Genomic DNA, 19,650 nt, shown 5'->3' on the forward strand with positions numbered 1-19,650 from the left:
GAAGAGTGGACACGAACGGATTTCACCATGGACGATTTTCCCTTCAGGATGAAGGAAGTAGTGCGGCAGGGAATGCGCTTATAGCAAAAGGAAAAACCTGGATGTTGAGTGTGCGCACGGAATGCGTAGCAGGAATATCCTTCGAAAGAGGGTGCAAAAAGGCGGCGGGTTTAACCTGCCGCCTTTTTTCTTTGTTCGCTTTCTGCTAGATTCCGCCGCAATCGTATAGCATCTATCTCTATACTGAATCTACATACCTAAGAGCATACGCTATGAACCAGCCATCAAAAGCACCTCGCGCCCCACGCAGCAGCGCGGCGACGTCGAAAACCAAAAAGAAAAGCCGTGTGGAGCTCGATCAGGAAGCCCGTGAGCGCAAGCGTCTGAAAAAGCGCCGTGGTCTTGCTTCCGGTTCTCGCACCCAGGTTGAGTCTGCCAATCAAAAGAATAAGGCCGACGCGCAGACCAAAGATCCGCGCATTGGTAGCAAAGTGCCGGTAGCGCTGGTGGTTGAAGCCAAGCCAAAAGCCAAGCCGCAGCCAAAACCTAAGGCCGAAGCCAAACCACGTCTGTCCCCGGAAGAAGAGCTGGCGAAGCTGGAAAATGATGAGCGTCTGGACGCACTGCTGGATCGTATTGACGACGGCGAGACGCTGAGCGCAGAAGATCAGAGTTATGTTGACCAGACTCTGGATCGCATTGATGCCCTGATGGAACAACTGGGCATTGAGCTGGGCGACGATGAAGACGACGAAGAAGAAGAGAAAAAGGAAGATATCCTGAAACTGCTGAAAGGCGGTAACCCGAAAGACGTAATTTAACGCGTCATGTGGCTGATCCCGTCAATAGCCCTACTCTTGATGTGTTATCTGCTGTGGTTATTCGGTAAACTATGGCGGCTGTCTAAACGCAAAAAGCGTTTTCGCAGCGCTTCCGCGGCCAGACAGCGTAGACAACTGCCCATCTCCCGGCCCGGTAGGAAAAAATATCGGAAGGAGTGAGCATGTCAGAGCAGGCAATTGTCTGGGATCTGGCCCTGATCCAGAAATATAACTATTCAGGGCCGCGTTACACCTCATACCCCACAGCGCTGGAATTCAACCAGAGCTACGACGAAGCGGCGTTTCAACGCGCCGCGGCGCGTTATCCTGAGCGCCCTTTATCGCTGTACGTGCATATTCCTTTCTGCCACAAGCTCTGCTATTTCTGTGGTTGCAACAAGCTGGTGACGCGTCAAACGCACAAGGCCGATGAATATCTGGCGGTGCTGGCGCAAGAGATTGCTCAACGTGCACCGTTGTTTGCCGGGCGTAAGGTCGGCCAGATGCACTGGGGCGGCGGTACGCCAACCTATCTGAGCAAGGCACAAATCAGCCAGCTGGTAACGATGCTGCGCCAACACTTTGATTTCCTTCCCGATGCCGAAATGTCGATCGAAGTCGATCCGCGTGAGATTGAGCTGGATGTGCTCGATCATTTACGCAGCGAGGGTTTTAATCGCCTGAGCATGGGGGTGCAGGACTTCAATAAAGAGGTGCAGCGGCTGGTGAACCGCGAGCAGGATGAAGCCTTTATCTTTGCCCTGATTGCTCGCGCTAAAGCGCTTGGCTTTAATTCCACCAATATCGATCTAATCTACGGCTTGCCAAAGCAAACGCCGGAGAGCTTTGCCTACACTCTGCAGCGGGTGGCAGAGCTAAGCCCCGATCGCCTGAGCGTATTTAACTATGCCCATATGCCGAACCTGTTTGCTGCCCAGCGCAAAATCAAAGACGCAGATCTGCCGAGCGCGCAGCAGAAACTGGATATCTTGCAGCACACCATAGCCTCCCTGACCGAATCGGGTTATCAGTTTATCGGCATGGATCATTTCGCACGACCGGACGATGAGTTGGCGGTGGCGCAGCGCGAAGGAAAACTTCACCGTAATTTCCAGGGGTATACCACCCAGGGCGACAGTGATTTGCTGGGGCTGGGTGTCTCCGCCATCAGCATGCTGGGGGACAGCTATGCGCAGAACCAGAAAGAGCTGAAGGTTTATTACAGCAGCGTCGAAGCGCAAGGTCATGCACTGTGGCGCGGCCTGGCGATGACCGAAGACGACTGCTTGCGGCGTGAGGTGATCAAAACGCTGATCTGCAATTTCAAACTGGACTATCTGGCCATAGAACGTCAGTTCGACATCAACTTTGCCGATTATTTTGCCGAGGATTTGCAATTGTTGGCGCCGTTTGAACGCGATGGGCTGGTGGAGCGTGACGAGCAGGGCATTCAGGTTACGCCGCGTGGCCGGTTACTGATCCGCAATATTTGCATGTGCTTTGATATCTACCTGCGTCAACAGGCCCGCACTCAGCAATTCTCTCGGGTTATTTGATGAGTAAAACATCGGCCGCTTTCGCGGCCGTTGTTTTAACTGAAGAAATTAATCAGTGCGGCGCACAATACCGCAGCAACGGCTGCCTGCGGCGTGTGGCTGGCGGCAGAACCAAGTTCTGCGCCTTGAGAAATGAATGCGATTAACGAATCCAGCATGGAAGCCTCCAGGGTGTGCGCCCCGATCATACTGCGGCCTCTTCGGCTGTAAAGCCTGAAATAGCCGTTTTTTGTGCGCTTGATTGTATTTTCTATAATCAATGCCGCAAACTATTCCATTCCCAATTCTTTCAACTTACGCGTTAACGTATTGCGCCCCCACCCCAGCAAACGGGCGGCTTCCTGCTTATGCCCTTGGGTATGACGCAGTGCAGTGGTGAGCAAGGTGCGCTCCATCTCCGGTTGCGCTTCCGACAGCAGGTTTTGATGACCGGAACGCAGCGCGCGGTCTGCCCACTGTGCCAGCAGCGTGGCCCAACTGTCGGGCAGGCTATGCCCGGTCGTTTCCGGCGCAGAGGTTTCAAACAGCTCACTCGGCAGATCCTGAATCAGCACCTCCTGACCAGCGGCCATCACGGTTAACCAACGGCAGGTGTTCTCCAACTGGCGAACGTTACCTGGCCATGGCAGGCGCGTCAGTGCAGTTTCAGTCTCCGGGTGGAGGTTTTTCGCTTCCACACCCAGCTCCTTTGCCGCCACCTGCAGGAAGTAACGCGCCAGACGCGGAATATCCTCACGACGTTCACGCAACGGCGGAAGGTGCACGCGGATCACGTTCAGGCGGTGGAACAAATCCTCACGGAATTTACCTTCCTGTACCCGCATTTCCAGGTTCTGGTGGGTGGCGGCGATGATGCGTACGTCAACCTTCACCGGGGCATAACCACCGACCCGATAGAATTGGCCATCTGCCAGCACCCGCAGCAAGCGGGTTTGCACATCCAGCGGCATATCGCCGATTTCATCCAGGAACAAGGTCCCGCCGTCGGCCTGCTCAAAGCGACCCTGACGGATCTGGTTGGCGCCGGTAAAGGCCCCTTTTTCATGTCCGAAAAGTTCGGACTCGATCAGGTCTTTGGGGATCGCCGCCATATTCAGCGCGATAAAAGGCGATTTGGCGCGCGGACTGTGACGGTGCAGGGCATGGGCAACCAGCTCTTTACCGGTACCTGATTCGCCGTTGATCAGTACGCTGATCGACGAACGCGACAGGCGCCCGATGATGCGGAACACGTCCTGCATCGCCGGGGCTTCACCGATGATGTCTGCCACCGGATCGTTGGCCGGTTGGCTGCGTGCAGGCTGCTGCTGCTCCTGATAATGGCTGATGGCGCGTTCAACCAGCGCTACGGCTTCATCGATATCAAAGGGTTTCGGCAGGTAATCGAACGCCCCTTGCTGGTAGGCGCTGACGGCGGCGTCGAGATCCGAATGTGCGGTCATTATGATGACCGGAAGCATCGGATGACGCTGTTTGATCTGCTTGAGCAACGCAAGGCCATCCATACCCGGCATGCGGATGTCAGACAGCAACACGTCAGGAGTTTGCGTGGCCAGGGCTTCGAGCACCGCATTGCCACTGTCGAAGGTCACGCAGCTCACACCGGCTCCAGTGAGCGCACGTTCAAGCACCCAGCGGATGGAGCTATCGTCATCGACGATCCAGACTATCCCTCGTTGCATAGAAAACCTCACTGGCGAATAGGCAGGTAAACCGAGAATTCGGTATGTCCTGGCCAACTGTTAAATTCAATTTTTCCGCAATGCTGATCGATAAGATTACGGGCGATGGATAACCCCAGGCCGGTCCCGCCTTCGCGGCCGCTGACCATCGGGTAAAATAGCGTGTCCTGCAACTGCGCCGGCACACCGGGGCCGTCATCTTCTACGTCGATACGTGCCGCTAACCGGTAGCGGGTGCCGTGCAGGGTGATCTGGAAAGCGGTACGAGTGCGCAGCGTGATGGTGCCGCCCGTTTCTCCCAGCGCCTGCAGCGCATTGCGGGTGATGTTCAGCAATACCTGTTCGATTTGATCCGGGTCGTGCGCCATTTCAGGCAGGCTCGGGTCGTAGTCCCGCACCAGCGTCACGTTATCCGGCTTCTCCAGCGACACCAGTTGGCACACTCGCTCTGCCACCTGATGAATGCTTTGGGTTATGTGCTGCCCTGGCCGCTGCGGGCCGAGCAGGCGATCGACCAGGTTGCGCAGGCGATCGGCCTGCTCAATGATCACCTTGGTGTATTCGGTCAGCGACGGATCGGGCAGCGCTTTGGCCAGTAGCTGTGCCGCGCCGCGCAGTCCGCCAAGCGGGTTTTTAATTTCATGCGCCAGGCCACGGACCAGATCGCGGGCTGCCACCTGCTGGGCGTGCTGAAGTTGTTCCTGGCTCAAACGGCGTTGGTTATCCATTGGCGCCAGCTCGATCAGGATATAGCCATCAGGCAGCGCCTGTGCGGTCAGGGAGAGGATATGCGCACGCCCGTCAACCACCAGGGTCACTTCGTTATCGGTAAAGCCCTGACCGGCATGCAGGCTCTCACGCATCAGATCGACGTTCAGTGAGAAATAACCGAGCAAATCGGGTAACGGTGTACCGAAAAGTTTACGAGAACTTTGTGCCAGCAGTTGTTGTGCTGCCGGATTGGCGTAATGAACCGCCAGTGAGTCATCCAACAGCAGGATGCTGTTGATGAGAGAATTGAGGATCTGCCCTGCGTCGGGCAGCTTGCCAGTTGCCATATATGCCCTTTATCTTTCAAGACGCAGCGTTGTTGGCTGCTCTTACTCACACCAGTCACTTGGCAGACCAAGCTCCTGTCGGTTCGCTCGGTTGCCGCCTAGCTGCACCGTGAAATCTCTTGGGCATAGCAGACGACTGCACCTTTTTAGTGCATTTATCCTACTCCATCCGTTATGCACGCGGTATGGAATAGTTTTGCAGAAAATACGGTGGAGAAAAAAACCCATCCGAAGATGGGCTGAAAGTTTCCACGGCAACAAAAAAGACAACTAAATCTGGGCGCCGCCCGCAGACGGCGCGGTAAAACTTAAACGCTGTAGTACAGTTCGAATTCAACCGGGTGTGGCGTCATGCGAACGCGGTCCATCTCTTCTTTGCGCAGATCGATGTAAGCATCGATAGCGTCGTCAGTGAATACGCCGCCACGGGTCAGGAACTCGCGGTCTTCGCTCAGTGCTGCCAGCGCTTCATCCAGAGAGCCTGCAACTTTTGGAATTTCAGCTTCTTCTTCCGGTGGCAGGTCATACAGGTTTTTGTCCATGGCGTCGCCAGGGTGGATTTTGTTAATCACACCGTCCAGGCCTGCCATCAGCAGGGCCGCGAAGCACAGGTACGGGTTAGCTGCTGGATCCGGGAAACGGGCTTCGATACGGCGCGCTTTCGGGCTGGCAACCACTGGGATACGGATGGAAGCGGAACGGTTACGGGCAGAATAAGCCAGCATGACCGGAGCTTCGTAGCCTGGGACCAGACGCTTGTAAGAGTTGGTGGTCGGGTTGGCCAGGGCGTTGATCGCTTTAGCGTGCTTGATGATACCGCCGATGTAGAACAGGGCAGTCTCAGACAGGCCGCCGTATTTGTCGCCGGCGAACAGGTTGGTCCCGTTCTTGGACAGCGACATGTGACAGTGCATGCCGGAACCGTTATCACCGAACATTGGCTTCGGCATGAAGGTCGCGGTTTTGCCAAATGCGTGAGCCACGTTGTGAACCACGTACTTGTAGATTTGGATTTCGTCGGCTTTCTTGGTCATGGTGTTGAAGCGGGTTGCCACTTCGTTCTGACCTGCGGTTGCCACTTCGTGGTGGTGCGCTTCAACGACCAGGCCCATTTCTTCCATGGTCAGACACATGGTAGAACGGATGTCCTGTGAAGAATCGACCGGAGGAACCGGGAAGTAACCGCCTTTGACTGCCGGACGGTGGCCTTTGTTGCCGCCATCGTATTGGGTGCCGGAGTTCCATGCGCCTTCGATATCGTCGATGGCCACGTGGGAACCGCGGATGCTGCTGCCGAAACGAATGTCGTCAAACAGGAAGAATTCTGGCTCTGGTCCGAACAGAACGGTGTCTGCGATGCCGGAAGAGCGCAGGAAATCTTCTGCACGCTTGGAGATTGAGCGCGGGTCACGATCGTAGCCCTGCATGGTGCCTGGCTCGAGGATGTCGCAGCGAATGATCAGGGTAGATTCTTCGAAGAACGGATCCAGTACCGCAGTGCTGGCGTCTGGCATCAGCACCATGTCAGATTCGTTGATGCCCTTCCAACCGCCGATCGAGGAACCGTCAAACATTTTACCTTCTTCGAAGAAGTCGGCATTTACCTGATGAGCAGGGATGGTGACGTGTTGTTCTTTACCCTTGGTGTCAGTGAAACGCAGGTCTACGAATTTCACTTCATGCTCATTCAGCATCGTCAAAACGTGTTCAGCGGACATACTTAACTCTCCCGGATTTATCATTGTCGTCGTCGTGGAACGAATCTGTGAAACTGGCTTTTTTTGCCTTGAAAAGACTAAAGCGAAAACTGTGCCAACTTTGCTAAAGCGCTTTAATCGCCTTTCTGCGTGGGTTTTGCACAGAATCAGTATGCACCATCAGTGACGTTTTGCACTTAAATGGTGCAATCGGTGCGGGGTGGGGCACTGTAATGGTGCAAAAGTGCACCGGATGCTGCTTTTTGCACCGTGAAAGGGATCACATACTGACCTGTACACAGTTGTTTATAAGAGACTGTTGTGATCTTGTTTAGTCCCTCGCTTAATACGTGTACAATAGCGCGCTATTTCTAATGCCTGAGGCAAAGCTGTGATCGAAAATTTGCGTAACATCGCCATTATTGCCCACGTTGACCATGGTAAGACCACCCTGGTTGATAAGCTGCTGCAACAATCCGGTACTTTCGGAGAGCGTGTAGAAGCCACCGAACGCGTAATGGACTCCAACGATTTGGAGAAAGAGCGTGGGATTACCATCCTCGCAAAAAACACCGCCATTAATTGGAAAGACTACCGCATCAACATCGTGGATACCCCAGGACACGCCGACTTCGGCGGTGAGGTTGAGCGTGTGATGTCAATGGTTGACTCGGTGCTGCTGGTTGTGGATGCAATGGATGGCCCAATGCCGCAAACCCGCTTCGTGACCAAAAAAGCCTTCGCTAATGGTCTGAAGCCGATCGTGGTAATCAACAAGGTTGACCGTCCGGGCGCACGTCCTGATTGGGTTGTTGATCAGGTCTTCGACTTGTTCGTTAACCTCGACGCGACCGACGAGCAGCTCGACTTCCCAATCATCTATGCTTCTGCATTGATGGGGATCGCCGGTACTGACCACAATGAGATGGCGGAAGACATGACCCCGCTGTATCAAGCGATCGTAGACCACGTGTCTGCACCGCAGGTTGAGCTCGAAGCGCCATTCCAGATGCAAATCTCCCAGTTGGACTACAACAACTACCTGGGCGTGATCGGTATCGGCCGTATCAAGCGTGGTAAAGTGAAGCCAAACCAGCAGGTCACCATCATCGATAGCGAAGGTAAAACTCGCAACGGTAAAGTGGGCAAAGTGCTGGGCCACATGGGTCTGGAGCGTATCGAGTCTACCCTGGCTGAAGCGGGCGACATCATCGCTATCACCGGTCTGGGCGAGCTGAACATTTCCGACACCATCTGTGACACCTCTGCAGTGGAAGCACTGCCGGCGCTGTCTGTAGATGAGCCGACCGTAACCATGTTCTTCAACGTCAACACCTCACCTTTCTGCGGTAAAGAAGGTAAGTTTGTGACTTCGCGTCAAATCCTTGAGCGTCTGAACAAGGAACTGGTGCACAACGTGGCACTGCGCGTTGAAGAAACTGAAGATGCTGATGCATTCCGCGTATCTGGCCGTGGTGAACTTCACCTGTCGGTTCTGATCGAAAACATGCGTCGTGAAGGCTTCGAACTGGCGGTATCCCGTCCGAAAGTAATCTTCCGTGAAATCGATGGTCGTAAACAAGAGCCGTTCGAAAACGTGACCTTGGACATCGAAGAACAGCACCAGGGTTCAGTCATGCAAGCCATGGGTGAGCGTAAAGCTGACCTGAAAAACATGGATCCAGACGGTAAAGGCCGTGTGCGTCTCGACTACGTGATCCCAAGCCGCGGCTTGATTGGCTTCCGTAACGAGTTCATGACCATGACTTCCGGTACCGGTCTGCTGTACTCCACCTTCAGCCACTACGACGACGTACGTCCGGGTGAAGTTGGCCAGCGCCAGAACGGCGTGCTGATCTCTAACGGCCAGGGTAAAGCGGTAGCGTTCGCCCTGTTCGGTCTGCAAGATCGCGGCAAGCTGTTCCTGGGTCACGGTGCGGAAGTGTATGAAGGCCAGATCATCGGTATTCACTCACGTTCCAACGACCTGACCGTGAACTGCCTGACCGGTAAGAAGCTGACCAACATGCGTGCTTCCGGTACTGACGAAGCCACTACCCTGGTTCCGGCTATCAAAATGACTCTGGAGCAAGCTCTGGAATTCATCGATGATGACGAACTGGTAGAAGTCACGCCAACCTCGATCCGTATCCGTAAGCGTCACCTGACGGAAAACGATCGTAAGCGTGCAAGCCGCGGTCCTAAAGAAGCTTAATCGCCGATTTAGTCTGCAACACTTAGGGCGCGCCAGCGCCCTGAGTTTTTTCCTCTGTCTTTTCTCATTTCTGCCGCGTGCTATACGCTTTTCCATCCGCTCTCTATTCAGCCTCTGCTTTTCCCGCTACAGTAAAATCTCACCGGCCCATCAGGAGAGGACTATGCTGTATATCTTTGATTTAGGTAATGTGATCGTCGATATCGATTTCAAACGTGTACTGGGTGTATGGAGCAGTTTGAGCGGTACGCCATTGGCGGTCTTGTCCGAACGTTTTGCTATGGGCGAATTGTTTCAGCAGCACGAGCGCGGTGAAATCAGCGATAAAGACTTTGCCGAAGGGCTGAGTGCCGAAATGGGGATTGCCCTCAGTTTCGAGCAGTTCGCTACCGGCTGGCAGGCGGTGTTTGTCGCCCTGCGTCCAGAAGTGATCGACATCATGAAGCGCCTGCGCAGCGAAGGTCACCGGGTGGTGGTGTTATCGAACACCAACCGCTTGCACTGCAATTACTGGCCGCAGCACTACCCGCAGGTGGCCGAAGCCGCCGATCATCTCTATTTGTCGCAGGATCTTGGCATGCGTAAGCCGGACGCCAACATTTATCTGCACGTACTGGATGCAGAAAATACTTCGCCGGACGACGCGGTGTTCTTTGACGATCACCCGGATAACGTCGCTGCCGCCCAGGCACTTGGCATCAAAACGGTTCACGTGACCGACCGCGACGTAGTACCGGCTTATTTTGCCCAATGACCGCAAAGGGTTAAGCTTAAGGCGTACAAACTGACATCAAGGAGTGGCCATGTCGTTTTTCCGCCGCAAGAAGCTGCCCGCTTCGATCAAACCCAGCGTCACCTTTTTACGACTGCTGATTAAACGCGTCGACAGCGATGGCCTGACCATGTTGGCGGGCCACCTGGCCTACGTCTCACTGCTGTCACTGGTACCTCTGGTGACCGTGGTGTTTGCGCTGTTTGCCGCGTTCCCGATGTTCTCCGACATCAGCGTTCAACTGAAAAGCTTTATCTTTTCCAACTTCATGCCGGCCGCCGGCAACGTGATCCAAAGTTATCTGGAGCAGTTTGTCGCCAACTCCAACAAGATGACCGCCGTCGGGACCTGCGGCCTGATAGTCACTGCGCTGTTGCTGATCTCGTCGGTGGACAGCGTGCTCAACACCATCTGGCGCAGCAAGAATCAGCGTCCTATCGTGTTTTCTTTCGCCGTGTACTGGATGGTGCTGACCTTGGGGCCGCTGTTGGTGGGGGCCAGTATGGCGATCAGCTCCTATCTGCTGTCGCTTAACTGGCTGGCGCAAACCGGCGTCAACAGCCTGGTGGATCAGGTGCTGCGTATTTTCCCGCTGATCCTGTCGTGGATATCGTTCTGGCTGCTGTATTGCATCGTGCCGACGGTTAGGGTGCCACCCAAGGATGCGTTGATTGGCGCACTGGTGGCCGGTTTGCTGTTTGAGCTGGGCAAGAAGGGGTTTGCGCTGTATGTCACCATGTTCCCGTCTTATCAGCTGATTTACGGCGTGTTGGCGGTGATCCCCATTTTATTCCTTTGGGTCTACTGGAGCTGGTGTATCGTGTTACTCGGTGCGGAAATCACGGTTACCATTGGGGAATACCGCGACTACCGACAGCAAAAGGCACAACAACAGGAACAGTCATCAGAAGGGCAGTTATGATTGCGTTAATTCAACGGGTATTAAATGCCAGCGTCACGGTGGAAGGCCAGACGGTAGGCAACATAGGCCCCGGTTTGTTAGTGTTATTGGGCGTGGAGCAGGACGATAACGAACAGAAGGCTGAGCGCCTGTGTGAGCGCGTATTGGGCTACCGCATCTTTGGCGATGAGAACGACAAAATGAATCTCAACGTCCAACAGGCAGGGGGCAGTTTGCTGGTGGTCTCGCAGTTCACGCTGGTGGCCGACACGCAAAAGGGGATGCGTCCGAGTTTCTCTCGTGGCGCGGTACCGCAAGAGGCCGATCGGTTATACCAATATTTTGTTGGCCAATGCCGCGAACGCGGTATCGAAACCCAAACCGGTGAGTTTGCGGCCGACATGAAAGTCGCGCTGGTGAACGACGGGCCGGTGACGTTTTGGCTTCAAGTCTAAGAATTCTGAGAGAGAAGGCGTCTATGTATCACCTACGAGTACCGGTAACAGAGCAAGAACTGAAAGAGTATTACCAGTTTCGCTGGGAAATGCTGCGCAAGCCGTTGCACCAGCCGGTGGGGTCGGAAAAGGATGCCTACGACGCCATGGCACATCATCAGATGGTGGTGGACGAGAGCGGAAAAATTGTCGCCATTGGGCGGCTGTACATCAATGCCGATAACGAAGCCGCGATTCGTTTTCTGGCGGTAGACCCGACGGTGCAGGACAAAGGCCTGGGGACGCTGGTAGCCATGACGCTGGAATCCGTGGCGCGCCAGGAGGGCGTGAAGCGCGTAGTCTGTAGCGCCCGTGAAGACGCGGTAGATTTCTTTGCCAAGCTGGGTTTCATTAATCAGGGTGAGATCACCGCGCCGCAAACCACGCCGATTCGCCATTTCCTGATGATCAAACCGGTGGCGACGCTGGACGACATCCTGCATCGGCCCGACTGGTGCGGTCAGCTGCAGCAGGCCTGGTACGATCACATTCCGCTCAGCGAGAAGATGGGGGTGCGCATCAGCCAATACACCGGCCAGCGCTTTGTCACCACCATGCCGGAAATTGGCAACCAGAACCCGCACCACACGTTGTTTGCCGGCAGCCTGTTCTCTCTGGCCACCTTGACCGCCTGGGGCCTGATCTGGCTATTGCTGCGTGAGCGCCATCTCGGTGGCACCATCATTTTGGCCGATGCCCATATTCGTTACAGCAAGCCCATCACAGGCCGACCGCGTGCAGTGGCGGATCTCAGCTCGTTGAGCGGCGATCTGGCCCGTTTGGCCCGTGGCCGCCGCGCTCGCGTGCAGGCGGAAGTCCATCTGTTCGGTGACGATGACAAAGGTGCGGTATTTGAAGGCACTTATATGGTGTTGCCGGCCGAGCCGGAAGTGCCCCTGGATCAGGGCGGCTGTGAGGCGATAGACAGTTAATACCCAGGCCCTCTCTATGCGGAGAGGGCCTATCCAGAATTAAGGCAGTTGCTGGTTGACCGTTTGGCCATCGGCGGCAGTGGCCTGCAACCTGCCCTGCAATGAAGCCTTAAATGGCCCATCGCTGTTCAACAAACCTTTCAACTGTAATTGCAGATTACCGTCGCCTTCCAGCGGTACTGCTTGCCATCCCCATTGTTGTAGCGTATTCAGCGGTACCGAACGCCCATTCAACGACAGCGTAAAAGGCTTGCCCGGCAGTTGCTCGACGGTGGCTTTTGCATCCAACAACCCCTGCGGCATAAAGGCGCTGAGCTCGGTGACGTTGATCTGCCCGTCATTGGCGTTCAGCGCCAGCGATGGTCGGCGCACGTCAATTTTGTTGAAGGTAGCTTCACTGCCGTTCAAATTCAGCGTGCCGGACCAGATGCCCCACTGGTGGTCGCGCGCCAGCAGCAGGTTGCTGCCATAACCGTCCAGTGCGGTGATCTGGAAAGGGAAGGCCGGGTTGATATCGATGATCAGGTTACGGTTGGTGGTCAGTTTATTGACATACACCTCCGCCAGCCAGTTCGGCAGCGGTTGTAACCACAATGCGCGCCAGTCTATAGGCAACGTATATTCCAACGCAGCGACCGCGACCTCATCCAGCTGCAGGCGGTTGTTGGCACGCAGCCAGTTGCCCGAGGTGCGCAATAACCCACCTTCCCAGCGGGTGGTGAACTGCTGAATGGCGATGCCGGCCGGCGAGAGTCGCATATTCATGATCGGATCAATCAGATGGAAACTGCCATTGATCAGGTCGCTGGCGTTAAAGTTCAGCGAACCGTCCTGGCTGCTCCAGCCGCCCTGTTGGAAGGTGACATTTTGCAGTGACAGGTCGAGATCGTTAAATGCCCACTCCTTGCCTTCCAGCCGTGCATCTATCAGATCAAAACGTTTGAGCGTGACGGGGGGCAGAGCGGTAAAACGTTGCCAGAACTGTTCCAGTGTCAGGGGAGTTTGCATGCGCACGCCGCTGAGCCTCAGTCGCTCTACCTGCCAACTGCCGTCGGCGGCGCGAGTGGCTACGCCGGTCAAATCCCCCTGCGCCAGGTCGGCGCCGAAATTGCTGAGCAGCAGCTGATTTTGTTTCAGCTCGCCCTGAACCAGGACCTGAGAGGCCGGGATGCCATTGAGCGTCATCGAGCCAGCGCTGAACTGGAACTGATTGTTATCACCCAGCGGATGGCCGGCTTTGGGTTGCCATGGCGTGATGCCGGCGTTGACCTGCTGCGCGTTGAGCTGCCAGGTTTCATCGTTGGATTGCAGCGCCATATTGCTCAGTTGCAGCACGTCGGCCTGTATTGGCATTGCTGCGTCCTGCTGCTGCAGATTCAGCGTGCCGTCACGCAGCGTGACGCTATGGAAATGACGAGGTTCGGTAATTTGGCGCAGGCTGAGACCGAGGTCCAGACGTTTGGCCACCAGTGATTGAGGCTGATTTTTTTTGGCCAACTGAACGTCTTCCAGGCTGATTTGGCCCGGCTGGTTCCATGAGTGCGAGATTGCCGCCACCGACAGGCGGTAGTCGCTGTTATCGCTGACCCAGCGGCTGACCCAGCCCGCGGCCCAACGGGTTTGCCCTATGACGTACAACAGTGCAACGGCCAGCACGACCAGCAGCAGCAACGTCAGCAACAGTTTTCCGATAAATTTCATCGTCTACATCCGCGTCGGTCAAAAAAGATACCCTGTTTATGCCGCAATTGGCCGGGCATCTCAAGTGCAATGGTCTGATAGGCAATAAAAAACGGCCGCAAGCGGCCGTTTGTCACAAGGCAGTTCGATGGATTATTGTTTCTCGTGTTCCTGCGGGAACAGCAGGTTCAGCACGATGGCAGTGATGCCGCCGGCAGCAATGCCTGAGGAGAGTAATGTTTTCAGCCAGTCCGGTGCGAACTGCAAGATCAACGGTTGCTGGGAAACGCCCATCCCCACGGCCAACGACAGCGCCATGATCATGATTGCACGGCGGTTCAGACGCTCTCGCGACACGATGCGCACACCGGATGCGGCGATGGTGCCGAACATCACCAGGGTGGCGCCGCCCAATACCGGCTCAGGAATGTGTTGTACGAAGCCGGCCACCGCCGGGAACAGCCCCAGCGCGATCAGCATCAGTGCCACCACGAAGCCGACGTAGCGGCTGGCGACGCCGGTCAGTTGGATCACGCCATTGTTTTGACCGAAGCAGGAGTTAGGGAAGGTATTAAACACCGCCGACAGCATGGAGTTCAGGCCGTTGGCCAGTACGCCGCCCTTAAGGCGCTTCATATACAGTGGGCCACTGACAGGTTGTTCCGACACGTCAGAGGTCGCGGTGATATCGCCGATAGTTTCCAACGAGGTGACCATAAATATCAACATCAGCGGCAGCAGCAGATTCCAGTCAAAACCCAGACCGTAATACAGCGGGGTCGGGATGATGATCGCCGCCGTCTCGGGGGTGGGCTGGCTTTCTGGCAGCATGCCCATGGCCCAGGCCAGCAGATAACCCACCGCCATGGCAATCACCAGTGAGGCGACGCGCAGGTAGGGATTGCGCTGACGGTTAAGCAGGATAATGACCAGTAATACCGCGCCGGCCAGCAGCAGATTTTTGGGGGCGCCGAAGGTACCTCCGTTCATCGCAGCATAGCCGCCGCCGATGGAAGTCAAACCGACCTGAATCAGAGACAAACCGATAATCATCACCACAATGCCGGAGACCAGCGGGGTGATGATGCGCCGTGCCAAGTGCAACACGCGTGACAGCAGGATCTCGGTGCAGGAGGCGACCATCAGCGTACCGAACAGCGCAGCCATCATGGTGGGAACGTCCGCGCCGCCATTTTTCAGCGCCAGCCCGCCCATGATCAGCGGCGAAACAAAGTTAAAGCTGGTGCCCTGAATAGACAGCAAGCCCGAGCCGACGGGTCCCCAGGTTTTGATTTGTAAAATCGAGGCCAGGCCGGAGGCGAACAGCGACATGCTGATAATGTGCTGAGTGTCCTGCGCCGGCAGACCCAGTGCCTGACAAATCAACAGGGCCGGTGTGATCACGGCAACGAACATCGCCAGCAGGTGCTGACCGGCGGCGAACAGCGTTTGCGGCAGCGGTGGGCGATCTTCCAGGCGATAAATCAGTTCACTGTTGCGGGGAGTGGCGGATGCTTTTTGCGCAGCATCGAACTCGGCGGATGGCTGGGTCATGGTGTGGCATTTCCAGAAACGGCAAAGCAGGCATTTTAATGATTTGGCCCATAAAAGCAAACGGTTGCGCGTTAATGCTTTGTTAGCAGTATCGTCACTTATGTCGCATTTTCGTTCATTTTTTCTTGTGTTATCAGCGTTTTTTACTTCTAATCCTGCACTCATCAAGTTTTAAAAACTAAGCGGTTTTCTCTAACTTATTATTTATTAATTGGATCTTTTCCCTTACATGGAGTAACTGGATGTTTCATCTTGATACTTATGGCACGTTAGTCGCAGCAACATTGGTTCTGCTCCTTGGGGGCAAATGCGTCACCAGCATCCCCCTGTTGAGGAAATACACCATTCCCGCTCCTGTCGCCGGTGGTTTACTGGTGGCACTCCTGTTGTTAGCCCTGAAAAAGTTCGTTAACTGGGAAATCAGCTTCGATATGTCGCTGAAAGACCCGTTAATGTTGGCCTTCTTCGCCACCATCGGTTTGAACGCCAACCTGTCGCGGTTGCGCGCGGGTGGCAAGGCATTAATGGTATTCCTGTTTGTGGTGCTGGGCCTGCTGCTGGTGCAGAACGCTATCGGCATCGGCATGGCGAAAATGCTGGGTCTGGACCCGTTGATGGGCCTGATCGCCGGCTCGATTACCCTGTCCGGCGGTCACGGTACCGGGGCGGCCTGGAGCAAGCTGTTTATCGAACGCTACGGCTTTGAAAACGCCACGGAAGTGGCGATGGCCTGTGCCACCTTCGGTCTGGTTCTGGGTGGCCTGATCGGCGGTCCGGTGGCGCGTTACCTGGTGAAGCACTCTTCCACCCCGGAAGGCTCGCCGGATGACAGCGTCCAGCCAAGCGGTTTTGAAAAACCGGAGAGCGGCCGTTTGATCACCTCGCTGATCATGATTGAAACCATCGCGATGATCGCCATCTGCCTGAGCCTGGGGCAGTTTATCTCCGGCTTGCTGAGCGGTACGGTATTTGAATTACCCAACTTTGTTTGCGTGCTGTTCGTTGGGGTGATCCTCAGCAACACCCTGGCCTTCACCGGGTTCTATACCGTGTTTGAGCGTGCGGTGTCGGTGCTGGGCAACGTTAGCCTGTCGCTGTTCCTGGCGATGGCGTTGATGAGCCTGCGTTTGTGGGAGCTGGCTTCTCTGGCGCTGCCAATGCTGGCGATCCTGGCCGTACAAACGCTGGTGATGGCACTGTACGCAATTTTCGTTACCTACCGGGTGATGGGTAAAAATTACGATGCAGCGGTGTTGGCTGCGGGCCACTGCGGTTTCGGCATGGGAGCCACGCCTACGGCGATCGCCAACATGCAGGCGATTACCGATCGCTTCGGTCCATCGCACCTGGCGTTTCTGGTGGTGCCTATGGTGGGGGCGTTCTTTATCGATATCGCCAACGCGATTGTGATTAAGCTGTATCTGCTGTTGCCGGTGTTTCCGGCGATTGGCTGATTAACCGGTCGTAATAACGAAAAAGGCGCCTATCTGGCGCCTTTTCTCTGCCTGAAAATCAGGCGTTGGAGTAACGTGCTTTCTCCGGTAGCCAGCGTTCAATCAGGGCTCTGGCATGCTCCTGGTACTGCTGGTGTATATGGCGGGCGACGCGTTGTACTTCCGGGATCATCGCCTGATCGCGCAGCAAATCCGCCACTTTGAACTCCGCACTGCCGGTTTGGCGGGTGCCCAACAGTTCACCGGGACCGCGGATTTCCAGATCGCGCTGGGCAATAACGAAACCGTCATTACTGTCGCGCAGCACCTGCAGGCGCTTTTGCGCCGTTTTGCTCAACGGGGTTTTGTACAACAACACGCAGTGAGACGCTACGGCGCCACGACCCACGCGCCCCCGCAACTGATGCAGCTGAGCCAGCCCCAGTCGCTCCGGGTTTTCGATGATCATCAGGCTGGCGTTGGGCACGTCGACCCCCACCTCGATCACCGTCGTCGCCACCAACAGCTGCAGCTCACCCTGTTTAAAGGCCTGCATTACCGCCTGTTTCTCTTGTGCTTTCATGCGACCGTGCACCAGCGCCACTTTCAGCTCTGGCAGCGCGGTTTTCAATTCTTCCCAGGTGGCTTCGGCTGCCTGGGCTTCCAGCAGTTCGGATTCTTCGATCAGGGTACAAACCCAGTACGCCTGGCGGCCTTCTTCCATGCAGGCGCTTTTCACCCGCTGAATAATATCGGCGCGCCGGGTGTCTGGAATGGCAACGGTAGTGACGGGCGTTCTGCCCGGTGGCAGTTCGTCGATCACCGAGGTGTCGAGATCGGCATAGGCGGTCATTGCCAGCGTGCGTGGGATTGGCGTGGCGGTCATGATCAACTGATGGGCATGGAAGCCTTGTTCTTCGCCTTTCTCCCACAGTGCCAGCCGCTGGTGTACGCCAAAACGGTGCTGTTCATCGATGATCACCAGCGCCAGACCGGAAAATTGCACCTGTTCCTGGAAGATGGCGTGGGTACCGACCACCATGGAGACCTGCCCGCTGGCAATTGCCTCTTGCTGTGCGATACGCGCCTTGCCTTTTTGCTTGCCGGCCAGCCAGCCAACCTCTAACCCCAGCGGCTCAAACCACTGACGGAAGTTATTGGCGTGCTGTTCGGCCAGCAGTTCCGTCGGGGCCATTAACGCCACCTGCTTGCCGTGAGCGATAGCGCGCAGTGCTGCCAGCGCGGCCACCAGCGTTTTGCCGGAACCAACGTCGCCCTGCACCAGGCGCATCATCGGGAAGCCTTTTTGCATATCGGCTTCGATATCGGCCACTACGCGATCTTGCGCGCCGGTGGGGGCAAAGGGCAACTGGGCGAGGAATTGCTTTTTAAGCCGGTCGTCGGGCATTAACGGCAGGGCCTGATAGCTCTGCGCACCGGCTCGTACCGCCAGCATGCTGAGGTTATGCGCCAACAGTTCTTCCAGGATCAGGCGTTTTTGCGCCGGATGCTTGCCCTGTTCCAAATCCGCCAATTGGATATCCGGCGGCGGGCGGTGCAGGGTATGCAGCGCCTGTGGCAGGCTCATCAGACCGCCGCTCAGTTCCGGCGGCAGCAGTTCGGCAATAGCGCAGGTATCCAGCAACTCCAGCGCCTGATCGGTCAGCTTGCGCAGCGTGGCCTGGCGTATGCCTTCGGTGGTGGGATAAACCGGTGTCAATGACTCTTGCAGCTCAACTTCGCTGCTTTCCCCTTGAATGCGATATTCAGGGTGAATAATTTCGGCGCCGTGGTTACCGCGTTTGACTTCACCGTAGGCGGTCACGCGACGGCCGGTGGCCAGGCTGTTTTTCATCGCAGCGTTGAAATTGAAGAAACGCAGGGTGAGCAGGCCGGTACCGTCGCTGATCTGGCAGGTTAGCATGCGCCTGCGTCCAAAACTGATGTCGGTACGCAGCACTTCGCCTTCCACCGTGGCAAAAATGCCAGGCTGCAGATCGTTTATCGGGTAGAGGCGGGTGCGGTCTTCATAGCGCAGCGGCAGGTGCAGCAGCAGATCTTGAATGGTTTCCAGACCAATCTTGGCCAGTTTGCCCGCCTGGCTGGCGCCAACCCCGGAAAGCGTAGTGAGTGGGACAGCATCCAGCAGACGGCCTTTCATTTGCGTACCGTCGCCTGCATGGCCGCCCACCATTCGGCATCGGCGACCACCTGGCCCTGTTGATCGATATGAGGACGCGGCAGCTTTTTACGCTTGGCCACGTTGGCCAGCACCGGGTAGCCACCTTCAAACAGCAGACGTTGTTGTTCTTCTGCGTCGAGCATACTGTGCTCACGGCGATACAGGCCGGCATTTTGCCGCTGGCGTTGCGCTTCGTACAGGATCAAGGCTGAGGCAACCGACACGTTGAGTGACTGCACCATACCGATCATCGGAATAATGATGTCCTGATCGGCAAGCGCCAGCGCTTCTTCGGTAATGCCGGTTTTTTCCTGGCCCAGCAGGACGCAGGTAGGGCGAGTGTAATCCACTTCGCGAAAGTCTACCGCCCGGGCGGAAAGGTTAGTCGCCAGGATCTGCATGCCCTGGCCTTTCAGATGAGTTACGGCGTCGCCGATAGTGCGATGGGTTTGAACATTGACCCAGCTGTTGCTGCCGGCGGCGGAGGAAACCAGGGTTCGCATGCGTGTAGTTGGCCACACGGCATGCACCTGATGCACGCCGACAGCGTCGGCGGTGCGGATAATGGCGGAGACGTTATGCGGTTTGTGAACCTGTTCCAGGCAGACGGTTAAATCCGGCTGCCGGGTGGCCAGCATTTCACAAATCCGCGCATAGCGTTCAGGGCTCATAA

The 19,650-nt window shown here is 56.0% G+C and carries 16 protein-coding genes; 8 read left to right on the forward strand and 8 right to left on the reverse strand.

What is annotated here, in order from left to right; translation table 11 throughout:
* The first annotated feature begins 272 nt into the window (after nucleotides 1-272).
* Both yihI and hemN read left to right on the forward strand, forming a co-directional pair.
* Entirely contained in the window at nucleotides 273-821 is a 549-nt protein-coding gene (gene yihI, locus ACMGG1_RS24315; protein WP_020837675.1) for a Der GTPase-activating protein YihI, read from the forward strand.
* A gap of 182 nt (nucleotides 822-1,003) precedes the next feature.
* On the forward strand, nucleotides 1,004-2,377 hold the full coding sequence (hemN, locus tag ACMGG1_RS24320; RefSeq protein WP_174574929.1) for an oxygen-independent coproporphyrinogen III oxidase: 1,374 nt from the start codon (nucleotides 1,004-1,006) through the stop codon (nucleotides 2,375-2,377).
* A 35-nt stretch (nucleotides 2,378-2,412) separates the two neighbouring features.
* Here hemN and ACMGG1_RS24325 read toward each other — a convergent pair whose 3' ends face one another.
* From ACMGG1_RS24325 to glnA, 4 genes are all read right to left on the reverse strand, one after another.
* On the reverse strand, nucleotides 2,413-2,535 hold the full coding sequence (locus ACMGG1_RS24325; protein WP_139285489.1) for a YshB family small membrane protein: 123 nt from the start codon (nucleotides 2,533-2,535) through the stop codon (nucleotides 2,413-2,415).
* Between the two features lie 111 nt (nucleotides 2,536-2,646).
* Entirely contained in the window at nucleotides 2,647-4,059 is a 1,413-nt protein-coding gene (gene glnG / locus ACMGG1_RS24330; protein WP_041415118.1) for a nitrogen regulation protein NR(I), read from the reverse strand.
* Nucleotides 4,060-4,067: 8 nt separating this feature from the next.
* Nucleotides 4,068-5,117 (reverse strand): nitrogen regulation protein NR(II), encoded by a 1,050-nt coding sequence (gene glnL / locus ACMGG1_RS24335; protein WP_020837668.1) that lies wholly within the window; start codon nucleotides 5,115-5,117, stop codon nucleotides 4,068-4,070.
* A gap of 308 nt (nucleotides 5,118-5,425) precedes the next feature.
* On the reverse strand, nucleotides 5,426-6,835 hold the full coding sequence (gene glnA / locus ACMGG1_RS24340) for a glutamate--ammonia ligase (RefSeq protein ID WP_020837667.1): 1,410 nt from the start codon (nucleotides 6,833-6,835) through the stop codon (nucleotides 5,426-5,428).
* A gap of 370 nt (nucleotides 6,836-7,205) precedes the next feature.
* Between glnA and typA the strand changes: the two genes are divergently transcribed.
* The 5 genes from typA to fabY all read left to right on the forward strand — a co-directional run bounded on the left by typA (nucleotide 7,206) and on the right by fabY (nucleotide 12,128).
* Nucleotides 7,206-9,029 carry a ribosome-dependent GTPase TypA gene (gene typA, locus ACMGG1_RS24345; RefSeq protein WP_020837665.1) on the forward strand — a complete coding sequence of 608 codons (1,824 nt, stop codon included), beginning with the start codon at nucleotides 7,206-7,208 and terminating at the stop codon, nucleotides 9,027-9,029.
* A 163-nt stretch (nucleotides 9,030-9,192) separates the two neighbouring features.
* The gene (gene yihX / locus ACMGG1_RS24350; RefSeq protein WP_414161075.1) at nucleotides 9,193-9,783 is read left to right on the forward strand and encodes a glucose-1-phosphatase; all 591 of its coding nucleotides are present in this window, start codon (nucleotides 9,193-9,195) and stop codon (nucleotides 9,781-9,783) included.
* A 49-nt stretch (nucleotides 9,784-9,832) separates the two neighbouring features.
* Nucleotides 9,833-10,723 (forward strand): virulence factor BrkB family protein, encoded by an 891-nt coding sequence (locus ACMGG1_RS24355; protein WP_020837662.1) that lies wholly within the window; start codon nucleotides 9,833-9,835, stop codon nucleotides 10,721-10,723.
* A complete protein-coding gene (gene dtd / locus ACMGG1_RS24360) occupies nucleotides 10,720-11,157 on the forward strand; it encodes a D-aminoacyl-tRNA deacylase (protein ID WP_020837661.1) in 438 nt (145 codons plus the stop codon). The genes ACMGG1_RS24355 and dtd overlap by 4 nt, the downstream gene beginning before the upstream one ends.
* 23 nt (nucleotides 11,158-11,180) lie before the next feature.
* Nucleotides 11,181-12,128 (forward strand): fatty acid biosynthesis protein FabY, encoded by a 948-nt coding sequence (gene fabY / locus ACMGG1_RS24365; RefSeq protein ID WP_020837659.1) that lies wholly within the window; start codon nucleotides 11,181-11,183, stop codon nucleotides 12,126-12,128.
* Nucleotides 12,129-12,167: 39 nt separating this feature from the next.
* Here fabY and ACMGG1_RS24370 read toward each other — a convergent pair whose 3' ends face one another.
* Together ACMGG1_RS24370 and ACMGG1_RS24375 are read right to left on the reverse strand one after the other, a co-directional pair.
* Nucleotides 12,168-13,829 carry an AsmA family protein gene (locus ACMGG1_RS24370; protein ID WP_201895889.1) on the reverse strand — a complete coding sequence of 554 codons (1,662 nt, stop codon included), beginning with the start codon at nucleotides 13,827-13,829 and terminating at the stop codon, nucleotides 12,168-12,170.
* A gap of 132 nt (nucleotides 13,830-13,961) precedes the next feature.
* Nucleotides 13,962-15,362, reverse strand: a complete 1,401-nt coding sequence (locus ACMGG1_RS24375; protein WP_187962075.1) for a nucleobase:cation symporter-2 family protein — start codon at nucleotides 15,360-15,362, stop codon at nucleotides 13,962-13,964.
* 242 nt (nucleotides 15,363-15,604) lie between these two features.
* Between ACMGG1_RS24375 and gltS the strand changes: the two genes are divergently transcribed.
* Entirely contained in the window at nucleotides 15,605-16,816 is a 1,212-nt protein-coding gene (gltS, locus tag ACMGG1_RS24380) for a sodium/glutamate symporter (protein WP_020837656.1), read from the forward strand.
* A gap of 58 nt (nucleotides 16,817-16,874) precedes the next feature.
* Here the strand turns inward: gltS and recG are convergent, their stop codons facing one another.
* Together recG and trmH are read right to left on the reverse strand one after the other, a co-directional pair.
* On the reverse strand, nucleotides 16,875-18,956 hold the full coding sequence (recG, locus tag ACMGG1_RS24385) for an ATP-dependent DNA helicase RecG (protein WP_234529008.1): 2,082 nt from the start codon (nucleotides 18,954-18,956) through the stop codon (nucleotides 16,875-16,877).
* Nucleotides 18,953-19,648 carry a tRNA (guanosine(18)-2'-O)-methyltransferase TrmH gene (gene trmH, locus ACMGG1_RS24390; protein ID WP_020837654.1) on the reverse strand — a complete coding sequence of 232 codons (696 nt, stop codon included), beginning with the start codon at nucleotides 19,646-19,648 and terminating at the stop codon, nucleotides 18,953-18,955. The genes recG and trmH overlap by 4 nt, the downstream gene beginning before the upstream one ends.
* Between the last annotated feature and the right edge of the window lie 2 nt (nucleotides 19,649-19,650).

It is taken from the genome of Serratia sp. BNK-12, assembly GCF_047456085.1.
Taxonomy (GTDB): domain Bacteria; phylum Pseudomonadota; class Gammaproteobacteria; order Enterobacterales; family Enterobacteriaceae; genus Serratia; species Serratia liquefaciens.

Bases quoted from the DNA above. Each gene is read 5' to 3' on its own strand.
- fabY (WP_020837659.1), top strand. From the start codon at position 11,181: ATGTATCACCTACGAGTACCGGTAACAGAGCAAGAACTGAAAGAGTAT.
- yihX (WP_414161075.1), top strand. From the start codon at position 9,193: ATGCTGTATATCTTTGATTTAGGTAATGTGATCGTCGATATCGATTTC.
- ACMGG1_RS24325 (WP_139285489.1), bottom strand. From the start codon at position 2,535: ATGCTGGATTCGTTAATCGCATTCATTTCTCAAGGCGCAGAACTTGGT.
- dtd (WP_020837661.1), top strand. From the start codon at position 10,720: ATGATTGCGTTAATTCAACGGGTATTAAATGCCAGCGTCACGGTGGAA.
- ACMGG1_RS24375 (WP_187962075.1), bottom strand. From the start codon at position 15,362: ATGACCCAGCCATCCGCCGAGTTCGATGCTGCGCAAAAAGCATCCGCC.
- trmH (WP_020837654.1), bottom strand. From the start codon at position 19,648: ATGAGCCCTGAACGCTATGCGCGGATTTGTGAAATGCTGGCCACCCGG.
- glnL (WP_020837668.1), bottom strand. From the start codon at position 5,117: ATGGCAACTGGCAAGCTGCCCGACGCAGGGCAGATCCTCAATTCTCTC.
- hemN (WP_174574929.1), top strand. From the start codon at position 1,004: ATGTCAGAGCAGGCAATTGTCTGGGATCTGGCCCTGATCCAGAAATAT.
- yihI (WP_020837675.1), top strand. From the start codon at position 273: ATGAACCAGCCATCAAAAGCACCTCGCGCCCCACGCAGCAGCGCGGCG.
- ACMGG1_RS24370 (WP_201895889.1), bottom strand. From the start codon at position 13,829: ATGAAATTTATCGGAAAACTGTTGCTGACGTTGCTGCTGCTGGTCGTG.
- glnA (WP_020837667.1), bottom strand. From the start codon at position 6,835: ATGTCCGCTGAACACGTTTTGACGATGCTGAATGAGCATGAAGTGAAA.
- ACMGG1_RS24355 (WP_020837662.1), top strand. From the start codon at position 9,833: ATGTCGTTTTTCCGCCGCAAGAAGCTGCCCGCTTCGATCAAACCCAGC.
- glnG (WP_041415118.1), bottom strand. From the start codon at position 4,059: ATGCAACGAGGGATAGTCTGGATCGTCGATGACGATAGCTCCATCCGC.
- gltS (WP_020837656.1), top strand. From the start codon at position 15,605: ATGTTTCATCTTGATACTTATGGCACGTTAGTCGCAGCAACATTGGTT.
- recG (WP_234529008.1), bottom strand. From the start codon at position 18,956: ATGAAAGGCCGTCTGCTGGATGCTGTCCCACTCACTACGCTTTCCGGG.